This is a genomic window from Paenibacillus sp. HGH0039 (genome assembly GCF_000411255.1).
Classification (GTDB): Bacteria; Bacillota; Bacilli; order Paenibacillales; family NBRC-103111; genus Paenibacillus_F.
In genome coordinates, this window is sequence record NZ_KE150413.1 from 863,503 (window position 1) to 884,601 (window position 21,099).

Annotated in this window: 19 protein-coding genes; 9 read left to right on the top strand and 10 right to left on the bottom strand. The window is 53.9% G+C overall.

What is annotated here, in order from left to right:
• Window positions 1-62: 62 nt before the first annotated feature.
• From HMPREF1207_RS18215 to HMPREF1207_RS18250, 8 genes are all read left to right on the top strand, one after another.
• Complete coding sequence (locus HMPREF1207_RS18215; protein WP_009676185.1) at window positions 63-752, top strand: response regulator transcription factor; 690 nt, start codon at window positions 63-65, stop codon at window positions 750-752.
• Window positions 753-2,273 carry a sensor histidine kinase gene (locus tag HMPREF1207_RS18220; RefSeq protein ID WP_009676209.1) on the top strand — a complete coding sequence of 507 codons (1,521 nt, stop codon included), beginning with the start codon at window positions 753-755 and terminating at the stop codon, window positions 2,271-2,273. It begins immediately after the preceding gene.
• Between the two features lie 45 nt (window positions 2,274-2,318).
• The gene (locus tag HMPREF1207_RS18225; protein WP_009676147.1) at window positions 2,319-3,272 is read left to right on the top strand and encodes a 4-hydroxy-3-methylbut-2-enyl diphosphate reductase; all 954 of its coding nucleotides are present in this window, start codon (window positions 2,319-2,321) and stop codon (window positions 3,270-3,272) included.
• Between the two features lie 32 nt (window positions 3,273-3,304).
• Entirely contained in the window at window positions 3,305-3,859 is a 555-nt protein-coding gene (locus HMPREF1207_RS18230) for a DUF2062 domain-containing protein (RefSeq protein WP_009676104.1), read from the top strand.
• Between the two features lie 197 nt (window positions 3,860-4,056).
• Entirely contained in the window at window positions 4,057-5,100 is a 1,044-nt protein-coding gene (aroF, locus tag HMPREF1207_RS18235) for a 3-deoxy-7-phosphoheptulonate synthase (RefSeq protein WP_009676080.1), read from the top strand.
• A 234-nt stretch (window positions 5,101-5,334) separates the two neighbouring features.
• Window positions 5,335-6,759, top strand: a complete 1,425-nt coding sequence (gene glnA / locus HMPREF1207_RS18240) for a type I glutamate--ammonia ligase (protein ID WP_009676164.1) — start codon at window positions 5,335-5,337, stop codon at window positions 6,757-6,759.
• A gap of 165 nt (window positions 6,760-6,924) precedes the next feature.
• The gene (locus HMPREF1207_RS18245) at window positions 6,925-8,235 is read left to right on the top strand and encodes a DUF1800 domain-containing protein (protein WP_009676227.1); all 1,311 of its coding nucleotides are present in this window, start codon (window positions 6,925-6,927) and stop codon (window positions 8,233-8,235) included.
• Between the two features lie 16 nt (window positions 8,236-8,251).
• Window positions 8,252-9,481: a DUF1501 domain-containing protein gene (locus HMPREF1207_RS18250; RefSeq protein WP_009676117.1), complete on the top strand. Its 1,230-nt coding sequence runs from the start codon at window positions 8,252-8,254 to the stop codon at window positions 9,479-9,481.
• A gap of 108 nt (window positions 9,482-9,589) precedes the next feature.
• On the opposite strand, the gene HMPREF1207_RS29880 is transcribed toward HMPREF1207_RS18250, so the two are convergent.
• Window positions 9,590-9,691, bottom strand: coding sequence for a hypothetical protein (locus tag HMPREF1207_RS29880; RefSeq protein ID WP_016423864.1), 102 nt, complete (start codon window positions 9,689-9,691; stop codon window positions 9,590-9,592).
• 224 nt (window positions 9,692-9,915) lie between these two features.
• Here HMPREF1207_RS29880 and HMPREF1207_RS18255 point away from each other — a divergent pair, with 224 nt between their 5' ends.
• Window positions 9,916-10,722 carry a YheC/YheD family protein gene (locus HMPREF1207_RS18255; RefSeq protein WP_009676197.1) on the top strand — a complete coding sequence of 269 codons (807 nt, stop codon included), beginning with the start codon at window positions 9,916-9,918 and terminating at the stop codon, window positions 10,720-10,722.
• A 144-nt stretch (window positions 10,723-10,866) separates the two neighbouring features.
• On the opposite strand, the gene HMPREF1207_RS18260 is transcribed toward HMPREF1207_RS18255, so the two are convergent.
• The 9 genes from HMPREF1207_RS18260 to HMPREF1207_RS18305 all read right to left on the bottom strand — a co-directional run bounded on the left by HMPREF1207_RS18260 (window position 10,867) and on the right by HMPREF1207_RS18305 (window position 20,735).
• Complete coding sequence (locus tag HMPREF1207_RS18260; protein WP_009676091.1) at window positions 10,867-12,003, bottom strand: YheC/YheD family endospore coat-associated protein; 1,137 nt, start codon at window positions 12,001-12,003, stop codon at window positions 10,867-10,869.
• A 215-nt stretch (window positions 12,004-12,218) separates the two neighbouring features.
• On the bottom strand, window positions 12,219-12,986 hold the full coding sequence (locus HMPREF1207_RS18265; RefSeq protein WP_009676196.1) for a C40 family peptidase: 768 nt from the start codon (window positions 12,984-12,986) through the stop codon (window positions 12,219-12,221).
• Window positions 12,987-13,022: 36 nt separating this feature from the next.
• The gene (locus HMPREF1207_RS18270; protein ID WP_009676065.1) at window positions 13,023-13,547 is read right to left on the bottom strand and encodes a C40 family peptidase; all 525 of its coding nucleotides are present in this window, start codon (window positions 13,545-13,547) and stop codon (window positions 13,023-13,025) included.
• A gap of 219 nt (window positions 13,548-13,766) precedes the next feature.
• On the bottom strand, window positions 13,767-15,113 hold the full coding sequence (locus HMPREF1207_RS18275; RefSeq protein WP_009676108.1) for a YheC/YheD family endospore coat-associated protein: 1,347 nt from the start codon (window positions 15,111-15,113) through the stop codon (window positions 13,767-13,769).
• An 83-nt stretch (window positions 15,114-15,196) separates the two neighbouring features.
• Window positions 15,197-15,382 (bottom strand): CLC_0170 family protein, encoded by a 186-nt coding sequence (locus tag HMPREF1207_RS18280; protein ID WP_009676224.1) that lies wholly within the window; start codon window positions 15,380-15,382, stop codon window positions 15,197-15,199.
• Between the two features lie 30 nt (window positions 15,383-15,412).
• Window positions 15,413-16,645: a Ger(x)C family spore germination protein gene (locus HMPREF1207_RS18285; protein WP_009676130.1), complete on the bottom strand. Its 1,233-nt coding sequence runs from the start codon at window positions 16,643-16,645 to the stop codon at window positions 15,413-15,415.
• The gene (locus HMPREF1207_RS18290) at window positions 16,626-17,732 is read right to left on the bottom strand and encodes a GerAB/ArcD/ProY family transporter (RefSeq protein ID WP_009676159.1); all 1,107 of its coding nucleotides are present in this window, start codon (window positions 17,730-17,732) and stop codon (window positions 16,626-16,628) included. The genes HMPREF1207_RS18285 and HMPREF1207_RS18290 overlap by 20 nt, the downstream gene beginning before the upstream one ends.
• Window positions 17,725-19,389, bottom strand: coding sequence for a spore germination protein (locus tag HMPREF1207_RS18295; RefSeq protein WP_009676081.1), 1,665 nt, complete (start codon window positions 19,387-19,389; stop codon window positions 17,725-17,727). The genes HMPREF1207_RS18290 and HMPREF1207_RS18295 overlap by 8 nt, the downstream gene beginning before the upstream one ends.
• Before the next feature lie 194 nt (window positions 19,390-19,583).
• A complete protein-coding gene (locus tag HMPREF1207_RS18305; protein WP_016423867.1) occupies window positions 19,584-20,735 on the bottom strand; it encodes a hypothetical protein in 1,152 nt (383 codons plus the stop codon).
• Window positions 20,736-21,099 lie beyond the last annotated feature (364 nt).

Genomic DNA, 21,099 nt, shown 5'->3' on the forward strand with positions numbered 1-21,099 from the left:
GTAAAAGCGTCCCGCGAGGCTGCCTGCAGCCCGAATCCATCTACAGAAGGGTGAAAACATTCATGCGTGAAACGATATTGGTAATAGATGACGACGAGAAAATTACGTCCATGCTGCGGCGCAGCCTCGCCTTCGAGGGCTATACGATCGTAACGGCCAACAACGGCAACGACGGCTTGAAAAAAATGCTCGAGCAGGAGCCCCATCTGGTCATCCTGGACGTGATGATGCCGGTCGTGGACGGGTGGGAGGTCTGCCGGCGAATCCGCGAAAGCGGAAGCGGCGTGCCGATTCTCATGCTGACAGCCAAAGACGAAGTCACCGACCGGGTGAAGGGGCTTGATCTCGGAGCGGACGACTATCTCATCAAGCCATTCGCGCTGGAAGAGCTGCTGGCCCGCGTGCGGGTGCTGCTGCGCAGACGGAACGAACGCGCCGAGCAGCCGACGAACCGGCTGCACTACGACAACGTCACGCTGGATATGGATACGCGCGAGGTGTTCCGCGAGAGCCAGCTTATCGAGCTTACGACGAAGGAATTCGACCTGCTGCACCTGTTTATGCAGAATCCGAAGCGGGTTCTCTCCCGGGACATCATCATGGAAAAAATATGGGGCTACGATTACAGCGGGGAATCGAATGTGCTGGAAGTGTACATTGCCCTGCTCCGGCAAAAAACGGAGGAGTACGGCCATAAGCGCATTATTCAAACCGTGCGCGGGGCCGGTTATGTGCTGAGAGGAGAGAACTAGATGTCTATCCGCCTCCGGCTGACGCTGTGGTATTCCGGCATTTTGTCGGTTACGCTGCTGCTGTTCGGCTTCGGCCTCTATTTATTTCTTTCCTTTTACATCTATAACGATCTGGAAAAACAACTGGGCCGCACTTGGACGGAGACGTACGAGCGGATCAAGCCGCTTGCCGCCCCCTCGATCCGGGGAAGGGTTCCGATCAAGCTGGAGCTGGACAACGTGGATATGTTTTCGGAAAACACGCTCCTTCAGCTTGCCAGTTTGAACGATAAGGAAGGCCCCGTTATTCACGACCGGTCTTCCGTTCTTAAAAATCTGGAGCTGACGCTGCCCATTACAAACAATGCGGCGCAGAAGCTGCGGGGCAAAGATTCGCTTGTGGTCGAGCGGCTGAACTTGAAGGTGATGGACAAGTCCTATCCGATTATTCTGGTCAGCCGGGGGTTCGACATCACCGATCCGGTAACCGGGAATAAGCTGACCCGGGGCGTGCTTCAGGTCGGAGCGACCATCAACTACTACGAGAACTTCTTCAACCTGCTCCAGTATACGCTGGCGATTCTCGCCATGCTGACGGTGCTGATCGCCGGAACGCTCGGCTGGTTTCTGGCGAGGAAGGCCCTGCGGCCGATTGAGCAGGTCATCGTGGCTACGCAGCAGATCGAGAAGGGCACGGACCTCGACAAGCGGATTCTGTACGACGGGCCCGAAGACGAGATCGGGCGGCTCACCGTCACGATCAACGGCATGCTCGGCCGGCTCCAGCTCGTGTACAGCGAGCTGGAGGAAGCTTACCGCGCCCAGCGCCGGTTCGTCTCGGATGCTTCCCACGAGCTGAGGACGCCGCTGACGACGATTCGCGGCAACGTGGAGCTGCTCGAGAAGATGTGGAGCCGCACGCTGACAAGCGGGCAGGCCGGCGGCCAGGACAAAGAGCAGATGGAGATGTCTATCGAGGCGATGCAGGATATCGCCGGAGAAGCTCACCGGATGAGCCGGCTCGTTAACGACATGCTGTCGCTGGCGCGGGCGGATGCCGGCTTCGAGATGCAGCGTCAGCCTCTTGAGCTGAGGCCGCTGGTCGAGGAAGTCGCCCGGCGCGCTCAGTTTCTGCCACGCCAGGTGCAGTGGGAAGTGGGAGATCTGGACCCGCTGACGGATGTGGTCGTGGTCGGCAACAAAGACTATGTCCAGCAGCTTTTGTTCATTTTTATCGAAAATGCCTTCAAATACACCGAGCAGGGCAGCGTCCGGCTGGATGCGCTCCGCTCGGGGGATCAGATCGGTCTGCGTATTGCGGATACGGGGATCGGGATGGACAAGGAAGAGGTTCCGCATATTTTCGACAGGTTTTACCGGGCGGACGTTTCCAGGGGAAGGACGGCGGGCACGGGACTCGGCTTGTCGATCGCGAAATGGATTATCGACGAACATAAGGGCTCCATTGAGGTAAAAACCCGCGAGGGAGAGGGCTCGACCTTTATCATTTGGCTGCCCGTTGTCTTTCTTCCCGTCTCCTGATCGGCTATAATGAAGGTACGAACGACAAAAAAGGTGGTGCTTTCGTTGAAAGTCGTCAAAATTTCCCCAAGGGGCTATTGTTACGGCGTGGTGGATGCAATGGCGCTTGCAATGCAAACCGCCAAGAATCTGGATCTGCCGCGGCCGATTTATATACTCGGTATGATTGTTCATAACTCGCACGTAACCCGTTTCTTCGAAGACGAGGGGGTTATCACGCTGGACGGTCCCAACCGGCTCGAAATTCTGGAGCAGGTGACGGGCGGTACCGTTATTTTTACGGCACACGGCGTTTCGCCGGAAGTCCGCCGCAAGGCACGCGAGAAAGGCTTGACGGTTGTTGACGCAACTTGTCCGGATGTAACGAAAACACACGATCTGATCCGCGAGAAAACGGCGGAAGGATACGAGATTATTTATATCGGTAAGAAAGGCCATCCCGAGCCGGAAGGCGCCGTCGGTATCGCTCCCGAGCACGTTCATCTGATCGAGACGCTGGCGGACGCGGAGGAGCTCCATATCGCTTCGGCCAAAATTCTGATCACGAATCAGACGACGATGAGCCAGTGGGACATCAAGCATATTATGAAGAAGCTGCTGGAGAGTTTCCCGACGGCTGAAATTCATAACGAGATTTGTCTGGCGACGCAGGTCCGCCAGGAAGCGGTTGCGGAGCAGGCCAAGGAGACGGATCTGGTCATCGTGGTCGGCGATCCCAAAAGCAACAATTCGAACCGGCTGGCCCAGGTGTCGGAAGAAATCTCCGGCGTCAAAGCATATCGGGTTTCGGACGTTTCCGAAATCGACAAGAGTTGGCTGATGGGCGTCCGTACGGTCGGCGTCACTTCCGGCGCTTCCACGCCGACTCCGATTACGAAGGAAGCGATCGCTTATCTGGAGCAGTTCGATCCAGCTGATCCGGCTACATGGGGCGTTACACGGACCGTGAATATGAAGAAATTGATCCCGATGGCCAAAACAAAGGCTGCCGCCGAATAACCGGCCTAATTTACAGGATAGGATGAGGCACCATGCAGTATAGTGAAGGGGCACTCCGAAAGAAAAAGTTTGATCTTAAACAGACGGGTCGCTGGTTTAAATACAAATATCTTCTGCTGCTTCGCGCCAAGGGCGGGCCTTCGATGGTCGCCACCGGATTTTCCATCGGACTGGCCGTCGAGATGTTCACTCTTCCGACGGTCGGGCTGGCTTTTTTTCTTATTTTTCCCCTCGTGTGGCTGCTGCGGGGCAATTTTGCGGGTGCGCTGATCGGGTTCGTGTTCGGTAAAATCATTTACGTGCCGATGGCGATCCTGTTTAACAAACCGGTAGGTTCCCTTGTCGTTCCTCCGGGCTTCAAGGAGTACCTGATTCACCACGTTCCTGCTTTTCTTGCGAATGTCCTGAAAGGAAGCCTGGAGCTGATCGTAGGCGGAATGATCGTCGGGGGCGTTCTCGGCCTGATCATGTACTTCCCAATCATGCTTCTGCTGAGGCTCCATGCCAGCCGGCGCAAGGACAGGCGCAGACTGCGCAAGGAACATCAGCACGCTATGGCTTCCGGACTTCCGGGTGATGCGGATTGACGCACAGGTCTCGCGGCTTAACAAGATAAACAGACAGATGCAGGCTTGACGGATAATCGTCAAGCCTGTTATTATTATTTTAGCGAGTTACTTTAATGGATAAAAGCGTAGAAGCTAAAAAGCTTAAAAGCTTAAAAGCAAACAAGCGTTGAAGCGAGAAGGTAACCCATTACTCTACATTCAGGAGCGTGAGCGGAATGATCGTCATTCTTTCAAATAAGGTTGAAGAAGCGCGTATTCAGGAAATCGTACACATCATCGAGAAGCATGAAGTAAAAGCACACGTATCGCACGGAGAAGACCGTACGGTTATCGGCATCATCGGTCAGGCCGATCCGGTACTGGCCGAGCAGCTGCGCCAGCTGAAGGGAGTCGAGCAGGTGGTCAAAATCTCGAAGTCCTACAAGCTGGCAAGCCGTGACTTCCATCCGGCGGATACGGTTATCCGCATCAAGGATGTGGAGATCGGCGGCGATCAGCTCGTGGTCATGGGCGGCCCCTGCGCCGTCGAGACTCCCGAGCAGATCGACGAAATCGCCCGCCTGGTCAAGGCGGCGGGCGGTCAAGTGCTCCGGGGCGGCGCCTTCAAACCGCGTACGGGCCCTTACAGCTTCCAGGGCGTCGGCGTGGAAGGACTCGTCATGATGGCGGAAGCCGGACGCAAGCACGGTCTTCTGACGATTACGGAGGTTATGACGCCGGAGTACGTGGATGTCTGCGCGGAATACGCCGACATTCTGCAGGTGGGCACCCGCAACATGCAGAACTTCGATCTGCTGCGCAAGCTGGGCTCGATCCAGACGCCGGTGCTGCTCAAGCGCGGCTTCAGCTCGACGTACGACGAATTCCTTAATGCGGCGGAATACATCCTTGCGGGAGGCAACCCGAATGTGATGCTCTGCGAACGCGGAATCCGAACATTCGAGACTTATACCCGCAACACGCTCGATCTGTCGGCGATTCCGGTGCTTCAGAGCTTGAGCCATCTGCCGGTCATCTCCGATCCGAGTCACGGAACGGGACGCCGCGAGCTGGTCGAGCCGATGACGAAGGCTTCCGTGGCCGCCGGAGCGAACGGCCTGATCATCGAAATGCATACGGATCCGGACAATTCGATGACCGGAGACGGGGTCCAGTCCCTGTTCCCGGACCAGTTCGCCAAGCTGCTTCAAGATCTGGAGAAGCTGGCTCCGCTTTGCGGCAAAAGATTCGATACCGCCAAAACCCCCGTACTTGTCTAATCCGACAGGTTGTCCGAAAATCCCCGATATTTCCTCAGAAACAGCTTAAAAACCGGAGAAATCCGGTTTTTTTGTTTTTCATGTAACATTACCTAACATTCTTTAAAAAAATACCTGACATGAGTATTGACGACATTTCTTCGGCCGCTATATAATATGAAAAAAGATCGAATGAAAACTGGAACATTACACAGGGAAAGCATTGTGAATGTACGGAATTAGGAGGGTTTACACATGTCAGTACAGGACGTTTTGAACATCATCAAGGAAAAAAACATTGAGTGGATCGATTTTCGTTTTGTGGATCTTTTAGGTAAGGCGCACCACATTTCTCTCCCGGCTTGCGAAGTCGAGGAAGAAACTTTCGAGAACGGAGTTGCCTTTGACGGTTCCTCCATTCATGGTTTCCGCGGCATTGAAGAGTCGGATATGGTCATGATGCCTGATACGGAGTCGGTTTATGTCGATCCTTTCACGGCTCACCCGACACTGATTGTGATGTGTAACATCCACACGCCGGACGGCGAGCGTTACGAGCGCGATCCGCGCAGCATCGCACAGAAGGCGGAAGAATTCCTGCAAACAGCCGGCGTAGGCACGACGGCGAACTTTGCTCCCGAGTCCGAGTTTTTCATTTTCGACGATGTCCGTTACGAAAGCGGCATGAATACCTCTTACTACACCGTTGATTCCGAAGAAGGCGCATGGAACACCGGACGCAAAGAAGAAGGCGGCAACCTGGGCTTCAAAATCGGCGTTAAAGGCGGCTACGTGCCGGTTCAGCCGGTCGATACCCAGCAGGACATCCGCAGTGAAATGTGCCGTCTGCTTCAAGAAGCGGGTCTTCGCATCGAGCGTCATCACCACGAAGTGGCGACAGCCGGTCAAGCGGAAATCAACTTCCGTTTCGATACGCTGACCAAAACGGCCGACAATCTCATGAAATACAAATATATCGTTCACAACACGGCGAGACAGTACGGAAAAGTCGCAACCTTCATGCCGAAGCCGCTCTTTGGCGATAACGGATCGGGTATGCACGTTCACCAAAGTATTTTCGACGGCGACACGCCTCTGTTCTACGACAAAAACGGCTACGCCAGCCTGAGCGAAATGGCTTTGCACTACATCGGCGGTATCCTGTACCACGCACCGGCTCTGATCGCTCTGACGAACCCGTCCACGAACTCGTTCAAACGTCTCGTTCCGGGTTACGAAGCACCGGTTAACCTGGTGTTCTCCAAAGGAAACCGTTCCGCGGCGGTCCGTATTCCGGTTGCGGCCGTAACGCCGAAAGGCTGCCGCATCGAATTCCGTACGCCGGATTCCACGGCTAACCCTTACCTGGCTTTCGCGGCTATGCTGATGGCCGGTCTGGACGGCATCAAGAAGAAAATCGATCCGCGTGCGCTCGGCTACGGCCCGCTGGATAAAAATATCTACGAACTGTCCGACGAAGACAAGTCCGAAATCCGCAGCGTGCCGGGTACACTGGACGAAGCTCTCGACGCTCTGCAAGCCGATCACGACTTCCTGCTGGAAGGCGACGTGTTCACGCAAGATTTCATCAACAACTATGTCGACATCAAACGCGGCGAAGCGAAAGATGTTGCGATCCGCATCCACCCGCACGAGTACTCCCTGTACTTCGGCTGCTAATCAACCCTCTTTTCTCCTCCCTCAAAGCAGGCAAAACTCCCGGACATTTCCCAAATGTTTCGGGAGTTTTTGTTTTCCTAACATTCTCTTAGCATGTTCCTAAATCCGATGTCATATTTTGGTTGTATAGTAAGTAGGAAGTAAAAGAATTAGGTGGTGTACAACATGAAACCCTGGACCGAAAAGGAAGTCCTCCATCTGCTGGGGAGAGCTTCTTTTTCCGCTACGCCGGGAGAAGTGGATAGATGTCTGAAGTTAGGCCGGGAAGAGACGGTCCGCAGGCTTACCTCGGGCCAGCCTCTGGCCGACGGAGCCGCTTCCGCCCTTGCGTTCTCGGAGGTAAAGGCCGACGACAAGCCGCTGATTGTCACGGGAGTGGGCGATCAGCAAACGTACTGGCTGTACCGGATGGTTGCTTCGCCGACTCCGCTGGTGGAGAAAATGACGTTATTCTGGCACGGTCATTTTGCTTCGTCCCAATATAAAGTGAGCGATATCAAGCTCATGGTGCGGCAGAACGACCTGTTCCGGCAGCACGCTCTGGGCAGCTTCCGCAAGCTGACCGAAGAAATCGGCCAAGACCCGGCCATGATGCTGTATCTTGATTCTTATACGAATCAGAAGGGGAGTCCCAACGAGAATTACGCCCGCGAGATGATGGAGCTGTTCACACTCGGCATCGGCAACTATACCGAACAGGATGTGAAGGAAGCGGCAAGATCCTTGACGGGATGGAGCTATAACCGGAAAACCGATATCGTCCAGTATCAGGAAGCGAGGCACGATGCCGGACATAAGGTTTTTCTGGGCGAAGCCGGATATTTCGATTCCGCCGATGTGGTGCGCGTCGTTTTCAAGCAGGCGGCGCTCCCGAAGTTTCTGGCGACGAAACTGCTCCAATATTTTGCCGCGGAAAACCCTCCCGACGCCTGGATAGACCGGGTCGCCCGCAATATCGCGAAGATGCCGACGATCGGGGACGTGCTGTACGATTTGTTTGCTTCCGACGAATTTTACGAGGAAGCCTACCGGCTGTCTCTTGTTAAAAATCCGGCGGAGTACGTGGCGGGCACGATGCGGACCCTGGGACTCCCCCTAACGGCGGTGTTCCGTGCGAGTATGGGGCTCATGGGTATGGAGCTGTACGCGCCGCCGGATGTCTCCGGCTGGAAGGGCGGGGCTTCCTGGCTGGCGACAAGCCGCCTGATCGCACGCTACCAGTTCGCCGAGAAGGTGGCCAAACGCGTCACGGAAGACCAGCTCCAGTCTTTGGCTCCGCAGGGGGTGCAGGCCGGCCCGGAAGCTTATGTGGAGGGGTGCAGACGCGGCGTAGGGCTGGCTCCGCTCGGCAAGAACACGATGAATGTGCTGACGCAGTATGCGGCGGAAACAATCGTGAGCTCGAAAAAACCGGCCGTCGGCAAACGGAGCCTGTTGCAGCTTCTGCTCATCAGCCCGGAAGCGCAGATGAAGTGAGCGGAGGATTACGGATATGAATTTAACGAGAAGAGATTTTCTGATCAAGGGGACGGCTCTCATCGCGGCCATCGGCTTTGGCGGTCCCCTGCTTTATGCGGACAGTAAAAATATGCTCAAACCCGGACCACCTGCGGGGGCGAAAGACCGGGTTCTTGTCGTGGTCCAGCTTTCCGGCGGCAACGACGGCCTCAATACGTTGATTCCGTACGGAATCGGAGCGTATCACGACGCCAGGCCGCGTCTTCGTCTCCAGCAGCATGAGGTGCTGGATATCAACGGCCAGCTTGGCCTGCACCCGAGTCTCACGCAGCTTCACGGGCTGTACCAGCGCGGAAAGGTCGCGATTGTCCAAGGTGTGGGCTACCCGAAGCCCGACCATTCCCATTTCCGTTCCATGGAAATCTGGCATACCGGGGAGCCGGAGAAGCGGATCAGCGACGGCTGGCTGGGGCGCTACGCTTTTTCGTCCCTGGATACGGCGAATCCGCTCCGGGCCGTCCAGCTCGGGAAGACGGAGACGCGTGCTCTCCGTCACGACTCCATTTCGCTTCCCGTTGTGTCCGCGCTGGATTCCTATAAGATCTTTACCAGCAAGCCCCCCGATCCGGACCGCGGCCGTCTGAACAAGGCTTTCCTGGATATGTACAACCTGAACAAGCAGGCGGCTCCCTTGCGGGTTGCCTGCTCCAGCGGGATTGAAGCTTACCGCAGCGTGGAAGCGATCGGCTCTCTGCGGCCGGGATATGCGGCAGGCGCGCCTTATCCGGACACCTCGTTCGCCAAGGATTTGCAGCTTGCCGCGCAGCTCATGGCATCCGGCTCCGGCACCCGGGTCTTCTACACGCAGTTGGGTCCGTTCGACGACCATGCCAACGAGAAGGCGCACCATGCGGCTATGCTGTCCACTCTGGACGGGGGGCTCGGCGCGTTCTACCGCGACCTGGAAGCTCACGGCCTTCAGGATCAGGTCATGGTCATGGCGTTCTCCGAATTCGGCCGGAGAATGAAGGAGAACGGCAGCGGCGGGACGGATCACGGTACCGCGGGACCGGTTTTTCTGCTGGGAGGCGGAGTGAGCGGCGGGCTTTACGGGGCCTATCCGAGCCTCACGAAGCTGGATAAGGGAGACTTGAAGGCGGAGCTCGACTTCAGATCGGTGTATTATACCGTCGTGGAGAACTGGCTGAACGGAGACGCCCGCAGTGCGGTCGGGCGCTTGTACGAGAAGCTCTCGTTCGTTTAGACTGCTTTCTGCATGTGCCTGCCCGGCACAACGCAATGAAAGAAAGACCGTTCCCCCAAGGGGGAACGGTCTTTCTTGTCGTTCAAGCTTCAGCCGGTTTGAGCTGAATTAGTACAGGAACGATCTGCTGATGATAACCAGCAGAATGAACAGAACCAGAATGGCACCTGTGCTTGTAAAACCGCCGCCGTATCCGCCAACTCCTGACATTTCGCATGACCTCCTTCTTAATGGAGTACGTGATATCGTATGCACCGCGAAACCGCAGGGTCTGGGTGGGCAGTGCCCAAGTATGCGGGCGGCCCGGAATTCGCACGTTTTGGCTTCTGCGGCCGTATGATAGAAATCAGATGAATAGATCTAACAAAATCGCCGGTTTACTTGCCGGATTTCGCTTACGTCAACTTGCATATGGAGAAAACGGGAGGCTGGCCATGGATTCACAAAACGTTCTGCCCAATACCAAACTGGGTAAAACCCAATTTCTGAATCGGCACTCGGAGCTGAAAAAGTTTCAGCCGGATACGGCGCAGGCAACGAAAGATCATCTGTACGACTTTCTTAAACGGTACCGGATGGTGTACGTCAAGCCTAACAACGGGACGGGCGGGCGGGGCATTTTCAAGGTCGAATACAGCTCTAAGGGCCGGTACCGGTATCAGATCAATGAGACGAAAAAGAAATTCGAAACGTACGATGAGCTGTACCGCACCATGTCCAAGCATTTCGGGGACACGAAGCATCTCGTTCAGCGGGGCATTCATCTTCTGACGAGCAAGGGCCGGCCTTTCGACATCCGGATCATGGTACAGAAAAATTTGCGGGGCGATTGGGAAAACACCGGTATTATCGGCCGTGTAGCGCACCCGGATAAGATTGTGACCAATTATCACCGCGGCGGAACCCCGACGGAAATTTCGAAGCTTTTGAAAGAGTATCTGAAAAAGGAACAAGTGCCGGATTACGTGGCAAAGCTGAACCGGCTTGGCCATGAAATCGCCGAATATATGGAGACCGGCTATCCCAAAGTAACGGCGATCGGCGTGGATATCGCGCTGGACAGCGAGCTGAAGCCCTGGATACTCGAAGTGAACACCAAGCCGGACGCGTCTATTTTCAAAAAACTGGACGACAAGAGCATCTACCGGAAAATATGGAAGTACAAAAAAGCAAACCGGATCACCCTCCGCAGAAGGAGCGTCGACAATAGTCTTAAATCCCAGCCTCTTACCAGGGTATAGACACCAGGACCGGAGCCGTTCGGAAAAAACGCATAAAAAGGGTGCAGGAGAATCTCCTGCACCCTTTTTTACGCTTTAGCCGCAAGACCGCTTATGAAGGAACGCCCCGTCGGATTTGCGATCCGGTGACGAGGCGGCCGCCTGTTATTTTTCCTGCTCCTGCTCCTGCTTCTGTTCCTGCTTCTGCTCTTGTTTCTGTTCATGCTTCTGCGCTTGTTCGTACAAATGGATCGCGTACTGCAGCGGCCGGCGAATGGATTGCTGGTACAGATCTTTGCGGCCCATCTTCTTGAACAGTTCGCGCCCCGGCTTCGGATTTACTTCGATCAGCCACACGCTGCCCTGCTTATCGATTCCGATATCGAGCCCGTATTCCAGCATTCTGCCGAAATGCTTCTCGATGACGGTGACGACCCCATGGGCCAGATCGTGGCACTCGGCGATGATCTCGCGTGTCTTCTCGGGCGTGAAACGTTTGTGAAGCACGGCTTCCGTGGAGGACGCGCGGCCGCCTCCGTGCAGGTTCGAAGTGGGATTGTTGATGGCGCCTATGCGCATGCCTTCGCCGGTAACTTCCCACTTGCCCTTGTCGTTTTTCTGGATGAGCAGCCGCATGTCGGAGACGTGGCCAGGCAGAAGATCCAGATCCAGTCCCTGCTGGATCATAAAGCTGCCCTTGCGTATCCTCTCCTGGCGGACCCACTGGTTGAGCCAGTTCGTGAGCGAGGTGATGTTGCGGAAGAGGACGTTGCGTTTCGCGTACCCTTTCGTCCGCCCGAGCAGTTTGTAGCCGCCCTTCACCCGTGAAATCTTCACGATGCTTTTGCCGCCGGTTCCGTTTCCGGGTTTGATGTAAACAATCTGGTGATTTTTGAACATGCGCACGAGGTTTTCGGCGTTATAATCGACGGTAGCCGGAATCCATTTCTTGAGTGCTTCCTCGTTCGAAAAAAGCCGGGTCGCGCTCATTTTGTTCGTAAACGTATGATTGGCGTACACAAAATGCTTTTGTTTGCGGAATTCGCTGTAGCCTTCCTGTGCCGTTCGGCACCGGTCGATGACGACGTCCGGCCAGGGGAAGATACGGCTGGACCAGCTTCCGTTTCCGACCGGTACATAGCCGCGGACCTGTTTTTTATCCGGGAACGCATCTTTGTGAGAGAAGATAAATACGGTGGCGTCTAACTTCTGGCCTTCCCTCACCAGCGAGCGAAAATAGCCGGGTTCCTTGAAGGAGTGCCCCTCCCGCCAGGTGAGGATGCCGATTACGGGCTTTGCCATTACGATTCCCAGTCCCTTCTTGTTAAACTGTATTATCATATGGTCGGCGGGAGCGGTTTGTGAGTTTGAAACGGGGGGCGCGGCGCCTATCCTTCCCCGGCGGGGGAACGGTCCGGAACCTTTTGACATACAATGAATGTACGAGTAGGGATTGGAAGTCCGCATACGCAAAAAAAACCGGGAGCCAAGCTCCCGGTTTAGAAGGCCGTGACGCATTATTTGAGAATGCGGGCCGATGCGACATAGTGATTTTTCTGCCAAGTGTTGTTGAGATCACCGATTACGACATCATCCTTTGGGTTTACGTTATGGATGAATTTGTTATTCCCGATGTAGATACCCACATGGCCGATTTTGTTGACGGTATCCTTGTTCTTAGCTGTAGCCGTAGTGGAGAAGAAGACGAGATCGCCTTTGCGCAGCTCGCTCTTGCTGACAGGCGTTCCCAGCTTGTATTGGGCACGTGCGCCCCAAGGCAGGTGGATACCTTCCTTATTGAAGACATACTTCGTGAACGAAGAGCAGTCGAAAATGAGCTTATTCGTATCGTTCTTGGCGTAAGCGTATTGCACCTTACCTTGAAGAGACTTGGCGAACGAGAGAATGCTGTCCGCCTGTTTGCTCCAGGTTGCGCTGCTGGAACCGGAAGTTCCGGGTTTAGAAGGAGCCGGAGCCGTAAAAGTTCCGCCGCCGACCGCCTTTAAGTACAAGGTGGAAATATAGCCGGTTTGACCGTTATAGTTCACCTTGACGTAATACTGGTTTGTATTTTCGAGCACAGTCAATTTGGTGCCTTTAGGCACGGTTCCATAAATTTTTCCTTGGCTGGAATAAGGAAGTTGTTTCAGATATGGATTGCCTGTGGTAATAATAGTAGATGATGTTGTTATTGCTGGTGCCGTCGCTGCAAAGGCGGCCCCGGCGCTAAGACTGCTTCCTGCAAGAAGACTTAGTCCCAGCACAAGCTTGGCTATTTTTTTCATAGAAAGAATCCTCCGCTAGTAAAAAGATTGTGTGAGTTACTTGATGACTCTTACTGCGGTCACGTAATGGTTGTCCCACCAGCCGGAACCCATGTTGCTGTATGTGACGCCCCCTTTTCCAAAGGTGTGAAGGACTTTATTATTGCCGGCATAAATCCCGACGTGACCGATGCGGTTAACGGAGCTTGCGGAATATTTCATTGTTTTGGTCGTGGAGAAGAAAACGAGATCTCCCGGTTTAAGCTCGCTGCGTTTGATCTTGACTCCGTTTTTGGACTGATCGCGTGCGCCGCGGGCAAGTTTGATTCCATTCTGCTGATATACATATTGAACGAAAGAAGAGCAGTCGAAGGAGCTTGTGTTACCTGTCTTGGCTCCGAATTTGTAAGGTCTGCCGAGGTATTTGTTACCCAGTGTGATGATCTTATCGGCTTTCGCTTTGAAAGCGGAAGAAGAAACGGCGGCGTGCGATTGCTGAGGAAGAGCAGTAAGTCCTCCCGAGAGGGCGATTGCGGCGCTCAGACTTGCGATGATGAGTTTCTTTCCTAGTTGTTTTTTCATGTCTTGTACCTCCATCTCGTGATGTGTCTCAGTATAGCACACACAAAGATGGGGTTAATTGGATAAAAAAGCGCAAACCCAGACCTCGTCTGGGTTTGCGCCGTTTAATTAGAAAACTATTAGAAATAGCCCGAAAGGAACTACTGAGCGGATGAGAAGCCTTTCATTCTGTTTTCTCTCCGCTATCCTCTGTTTATCTCGGGTTTTCTTGCGCTTACATTAATGATTCGCCAAATACTTGGAGTAGTGGATGACCCTGCGGACGGACGGCCTGATTTTACTGCCCCCGTCCAGGGCGGTATTGTCGTTCTTCGACGGCTTCGAATTGATCTCCAGCAGCCACACCCGCCCGCCGGTATCGACAGCCAGATCGACCCCGAGCTCGCCGAACAGGGCGGGGATATGCGTCTGGATGCCTTCCGCTACGGCAAGGGCCGCTTTACGGATCTGCGCCGAGATCTTCTTGTGATCCGCTGCCGGCAGAGAGGTTTGGGCGAGCGCCTCCTTGACCGTGCTGAGCGATCCGCCGCGGGCCAGGTTGGAGACGAAGTGATTGGCCCCCGCAATCCGGGCGACAATGGAGGTAATCGCCCATTCTCCCTGCTGGTCCTTCTGGACGAGGGCGCGGAAATCGACGGGACGGCCGCCGACCTGCACGAGCTGGAGACCCTGCTGGATCTGGTAACGGCTCGTTTTCAGCTTCCCGGCCTGGGCGTTGAACAGCTTCAGCAGACTCGGGTACACTTTGCGGCTCGTGCCGTTCAGCGTAGGGATATCACAGCTGTACGATCCCCCTCCCAGCGCGGAGATACGCAGAATGCCTTTGCCGAGGCTTCCCAACACGGGCTTGAGGAAGACCGTGGCGTGCTTTTTGCACATAGACTGCAGCATGACATAGTTTTTGAAGAGATACGACTCGGGAAGAAAGCTTTTGCACGCCGCTTCGTCTTTTAAAGCTTGAAACACTTCCGTTTTGTTCAAATATTTCTCGTTAAACACTTTGGCGCCGTAGTTTGCTTTGGCATCCCGGAAAAATTGCTGGACCTTCGGCCGGTTTTCCAGAATGCGCGAGGTGAGCCGGTTATAAATAACGGAAGGCATCGGGAAAGTTTCTTTTTTCCAGCTCCCGGAGGCATAGTGCCAGCCGTTTATTCGCGGGCTTCCCGGCTTTATGCCGTCAACGGAGAAGAAAAACACGCGGGCTCCCTGCTCCTTGCTCGCTTCATCCAGCTCTTTGCAAAAAGCCGTGATTCCTCCGAACAGGTTCGGTGAGGAGGGCTGAAGCGTTTTGACAAGTACGCCGATCAGCGGGTTGGAGGGGCCCGTTTTCGCAGTGATTTGTGCCTCAAGAAGTTCATCTTCGGTCAACCCGTTGAGACAGCCGGTCTCCGCGGAACGGTGCTGCTGGCTTTCGGCGGTATCCAAGGCGGAGATTGCTTCCTCCGGTCCCGTTGAGCCGCCGGGGGGCGGGGTTTTGCTCCCGGGGGAATGCGGATCCACCCGGAGCAGTCCCGCCGGAAGTGGTGATGCTTGCCGCTTTTTGCGGGACGGAACCTGTTTGGCCATATATAATCCCCTTCTCCAAACGAATCTCCTGCAAGCATTTTATTAGAAGGGGAGGGTTGGTGTGCCTGTACGATGCCGCGGATTTACCAGACGGAATACCGGAGGAAATAATGAGCGGCCAGCGCCAAGAGGCCAAGCGCCAACTGCACGATCCCCAGCCATAGCGTAAACGTCTTTTCCTTGCGCCAGCCGCTTATGGCATAAATCCGCTTGTCGATCCAGAGGAGCATCAGCCCCGATACCGCAAAATAACCTCCGAGATAATGCAAAAAGCCGATTTTTAGGATGAAAACCGCCTCCTATCTGAACTGCATGCCGGTCCGGTTGATGCGGACCGTGGTCTGAACCTCGACGGGGAGATCGGCATAACGGGTTTCCCATTTTTCTTTCGAACCGATGCGGGCGGACCAGTATGCGTGCTCTTTCGCCCGGATGTACTCCCCGAAGCCGAAGATATCCGATTTCATCCGCTGTGTTTTACGGATAAAGTTTAGGATGATTTTGTTCACTTCTTTGCTTATCGCTTCTTCGATTTTGGAGATGGCCTTTTCGTCGATTACGGTGTCTTCCAAGTACTTCTCTTCCAAATCCTGCTCCAGATAGATCATCACTTTGAAGCGGGGAGAACCGTTCTTCATCTCCAGATGAATTCTCGATTTTCTTAGTGTAGTCGTTGCCATGACCGGGCCTATCCCGGGCACATCCACAAGTGGGGAATAGCCGCCCGGATTCATCTCTTTTACGGACATAAAGGCCCCGATTTCAAGAGGTTCGGAAGTTCCTACCATTTTATTGTTGCGGAAAAGAGCCATGCCCCCGATCAGGATGTTCTCGTTCCGGCGAATATCGACATAAGGAAGATAACCTTCCTGCCCCTGCTTGGACTGGGTGCTCCAGAACGTCCCGATATAATCGCGGGGGAACTTGCCGAGTTTGACCGATTTATCGAGCATGGCCAAGACATAGAGCGTCGGGACTCTTTCCAGGGGAGGGGCCACGTTAAGGAAGCGGGCGGCCTCTCCTTTGGAAATAAGCAGCCATGTTCTTCTGCGCACCTCGGAATCGCGGCGGAAATAATCGTTGATGTGTTCGAGGGTATCGTAGGCAACCTCTTCGCTGACGACTACCACCCGCAGATGGATCAGAAATTTGGGATCGGCAATCTGCTGCTGCAGATTGTTCAGGGCGTCGTTGACTGTATGACCGAACACGGAAACGATCCAGACCGGCTTGGTCGTGTCTTGTCCGCCGCTGCCTCCTCCGCCTTCGCCGGGGCCGAGCGGAATGCGGCCGGGCACGGCAATAGAAGCGGTCACGCGGATCATTTTGTCGGCCGGAATCGGATTGGGCTCCAGATGATTAACCCGGTCTTTGCTCTGAATATTGGGCGGATTTTCCGCCCGGTCTATGGCCATGCCGAGAATGAGAGCCCGGTCCTCGACCTCCTGCTGATCCCAGCAGCCGGCCAGCAGCAAAGACAGCAGCGGCACAGTCAGAAGCAGAAACGGCAGCCTAGTCCTTGTCGGGCGCATGGGCGACGCCTCCTTTGCCGCGTATGCCCGCTATAAGCAGCAGAGCAGACGGAATCACGATCATGGCGATCAATCCCCATGGGAGAATGTGGGTACTGAGCCTGTACAACTGGATCACGTTCTGCGGCATCATGGCCGCCAGAAACATGAACGGCATCAGGAAGGTCGCCAGCATCCGGTGATCTTTGAGCCCTAATTCTTCTTTTATAATAAGGAGAATCAGGTAGTATCCGCTCAGGAGGGAATTAAAGACCGAAATAATCCATGTGACGAGGAAAATGGCATCCATTCTCTCCAGAAATTCCCCGGGAACGATCGTCGCTCGTCCAAGCTCCAAAGTGGGCCAGACGAGCCGTTTGATTTCCTCCGCCCCGAAAACGCCGACCGTGGTGATTACGATCACCAAATAAAGTCCTCCGGAAATCGCCGTTCCGGTTAACCCGACCTTGAGCGCTTTCTGCGGGTTTCTCATGCGCGGTACGATAAACGTGTAGATCACCACGTTCCGGAACAAGGTGGTGATGCCCAGAGAGCCGATCCAGAACGTGAAGTCCGGATTTGTCGTGAAGGGCTGCAAATTCAGCAGTTCCACTTCCTTAAACGAGAGCATCATGATAACCACGACAGGACCTACCACGAAGGGAGTATAAAACGCGTGGATCAGCGTAAACGAGTAAATATCTTTGCGTGCGGATAGCACAACGAGCAGCAGCATCATAAACAGGATGACTTCAAGCGGTGTGCGCCGCAGAACGAAAGTTCCGGTTACTTCGCTGAATTCCCGGAAAGAAAAGGCCGTCGCGACGAGATAGAACAGCGCGATGACAACTAACAGCGCGCCGGATGCCCATTTGCCGAGTATCAGCTTGCTGTAAGCCACGGGGGACAGGTCCGGAAACCGCATCCCGAGCAAGGACCAGAGCATGATAAGCAGGGCGCCCAGCAGGATGCCGCCGGCCGTTACGAGCGGCGCGGCCGTTTCGCCTGCGGTAACGGCGAGTCTCGGCAGGGGGAGCACGCCTACTCCGGCTATCGTGCTGATGAGAATGCACATGGCCTGCCAGTTCGTTAAGCGCTGGTCATTCATCCGGCACACCCCCTTGGTCCGGGGCTTCGGAAATCTTGTCCCAGGAGCTGGACGGCGACCGGTAATACCGGTCGATATGCTTGCGTCTTTTGGTCTGAAGCGATTTTAAATGCCCCGGCCTGTCGCTCATCCACCAAATCGGTCCGCGCAGCAGCGTATCTTTCCATTCCTGCGCGTTAAAAGGAGTGACCGGGGTCATATAGGGGACGCCGAACGAGCGGATGCTGAGCAGATGATTGGTAATGAGAATCATCCCGAACATGATGCCGTACAGCCCGAAGCAGCCGGCAAGCACGATAAGCGGAAACCGGAGCATCCGCAGAGCGATGGCGGCGTTGTAAGCCGGCGTAGCGAAAGAGCCGACGGTGGTCATGGCGATGATGACGACCGTAATAGGGCTGGAGAAACCGGCCGATACGGCCGCCTGGCCGATGACCAGGACGCCCACGATGGAAAGCGCCCCGCCGATAAGCTGGGGAAGGCGGATGGTGGCCTCGCGCAGCACTTCCATAGAGATTTCCATCAGGAGGACTTCGACCATGGCCGGGTAAGGAACCCCCGCTCTGGAGCCGGCTACCGCCACGGCAAAGTCCGTCGGGATCACTTCCGGATTGAAGGAGATCACGGCCACGTAAAGCGAGGGGAACACCAGGGAAAAAAGCAGCGCAATCAGCCGGATGAACCGGGTCATACTGCCGATCAGGAACCGCTCCGTGTAATCGTCTACGGTCTGGTAAAATTGGCTGAACACAGTCGGCGCGATAAGCGCAAAGGGGGAACCGTCGACCATAATGACGAACTTGCCTTCCACAAGCGCGGCGACGGTCTTGTCGGGGCGCTCCGTATTCTGAATCTGCGGAAAGGGCGAGAGCGGATGATCCTCGATGAACTGCTCGATATACCCGGCATCCAGGATGGAATCCGTATCGATGGAGGACAGGCGCTTCTTGGCTTCATGGACCAGTGCCGGATGGGTAATTCCCTGAATGTAACAGAGCGCCACCTTCGATTTGGTCACGCGCCCGATGTGCATCGTATGTACACGGAAATCGGCGGTTTGCAGCCGGTACCGGATCAGGGCGAGATTAGTCTGTAAATGCTCGATGAAACCTTCCCGGGGACCGCGGATCACCTGCTCGGTCTGCGGCTGCTCGATCGAGCGTTTTTCGATCTTCCGTGTATCCGCCAGGAAGGCCGTCGCGATTCCGTCCACCAGCAGCACGGTTTCCCCCATGGTCAATTCGTCGATGATCCGGTCAGGGGCCTTTTCCTCCGTGATCCGGCTCACCTGAATGACCTTCTCCGTCAGGTAGGAGGCCAGCGATTCGGAATCGACAATCAAATCTTCCTGCTCCGTATGAGTCATAAGGGGCTTAATCAAATAAGAACGGATCATCTCCTGGTCCGCAAAAGAGGAGAAGAACACAAGAGCGGCGGAAGTCCCTTCGAACAGCTGAAAGCGGCGGACGGTCAGATCATCGTTGTATTGAAGAACATCTTGAAAAAGCTTCAGATTTTCCTCGATTCCGGCGGAAAGCTGCTTGCCGCTCAAAATTTCTTCTATATATAGGCTCGGTACCGCTATCCGCGGCTCAGGCATGGGGATGCCGGATAACGGGCTGCCGGTTTTACGGTTTTTCATCCAGTTCCACATCATCGTTCTCCTCCTTTCTTGGGCGGGTTAGGGGAATGGACCGGACGTTCGTTCCTCAACTAGGAAAAATCACTTGGATATGGGGCTTAATATTGATCATTCCAGCCGCTTTCATTCATAGCGAGGCAGATAAGAAGTTCAACAGAAATAAGAAAAAAGCGGAAACCTCCCGCTTTTTCTTTGCTTATCTTTATGATTTACTGGGCAACAAAGTCCAGGGATAAAGGCAGGTTGTTTGAAGGCTGAACGATAGTATGAAGCGTATAAGTCGGTGTATCGTTAATGACAATGCCATTCCCCTTATCTACATGGCGATTAGTCACTGTACTGATTTTATAATTGATAAATGCGCCGCTGGTTCTGCTGCCATACAAGGTATAAACATTCGGAAGTCCGCTGGAATTGGTAATGTTAATGTGGTACGTATAGTCCGTACACCAGTAAGCGCCCCTGATTTTACCGTTGAAGGATGCAGGAGTTTGATCTTGCGGGTTTCCGTCGATATTCCATCTGGACAGGAGAATGTCTTGTTCATTTATATACCCGCCATCGTCGCTTTGCGTAATAAATCTAGCAGGTGCAGCGCTCGTCAAGGTAAGATGGATATCCGCAGTTCTTCCCGAATATTGCAGCAGACCCCGATAATCGTCTTTTGTTTTGGCATTGTAGTTGGTCGAGGCAATGGTTGCCGTATTTGCGTAGGCGGCTAAATTCGTCGTTCCCGTATTTGTTGAAATATCTGAAATTTTCACATTAGCGTCACTGCCCGTAGTTACATCTACTGCTCTGAAATCCGCGATATGTACAATCGCTTTCTGACTTGCAATTCCTCCCGCTGCAGAATATTCATAAGCGTATCCTTGACCCGGCGCAATAGTTGCTAGATAGGTTCCGCCGGCATTTTTGCTGCTCATAAAGCCCGAAGTGGCCGTAGAAGCCGCTTTCGTAACATCCCCGCCCGCATTGGAATCTCCATAACCATCCTTTATCAAATACAATTTAACGGAGTTTGTGGCAGACGGGTTTTTAACGTACAAAAAGAATTTTACGTTTTCGGTCGTCATATTTCTGTGGGAGGACCAAAATCTAAACGTACCATTCAGGGTGTCCCGGTATAACGTCTTGTTGACTTGATGATCATAGATGGATTCCGGCGCATTTGAAACGAATACGGGATGCCCCGTTTTGGAAAAAGTAACATCGCCGGAGGTATAGGATTCCTTGACTGATGGAGTTGGAAAAGGTGTTTCCGTTCCTATGGTGTAAGCAGCAAAGGCGTTACTAGGTACTAATAAAATTGTACACATCAACAGTAATAAACTGGCTGTGTTAATCATGCGTCTTCTCATCCTATACACTCCTAACCGTATCGGTTTATTTGGCATGCTTATGTAGATCAAGCTTGTCATGTAACCTGTGATATCGTTTTTAAACGACTAAACGAACTCCCTTCCTTATTGAATTTTATACATCTGTATCTTAAATAGAAAATATTTCCAATACAACTGACCAGATGGTTTAAGTCATTGATTTACCAAAAAATGTCATCGCTTTGCTATACATAGCCTTGTTTATTATCGAATTGTTCCATTGTCTGAACATGGATGAAATGAAAAGTCTGCTAGGCTAGCTAAGACAAACAAAAAAAGCCTGTGCATGAAGCACAGGCTTTTGCGTAAGCGAACTCAATAGGATGCCGGAACCGACGGTTAC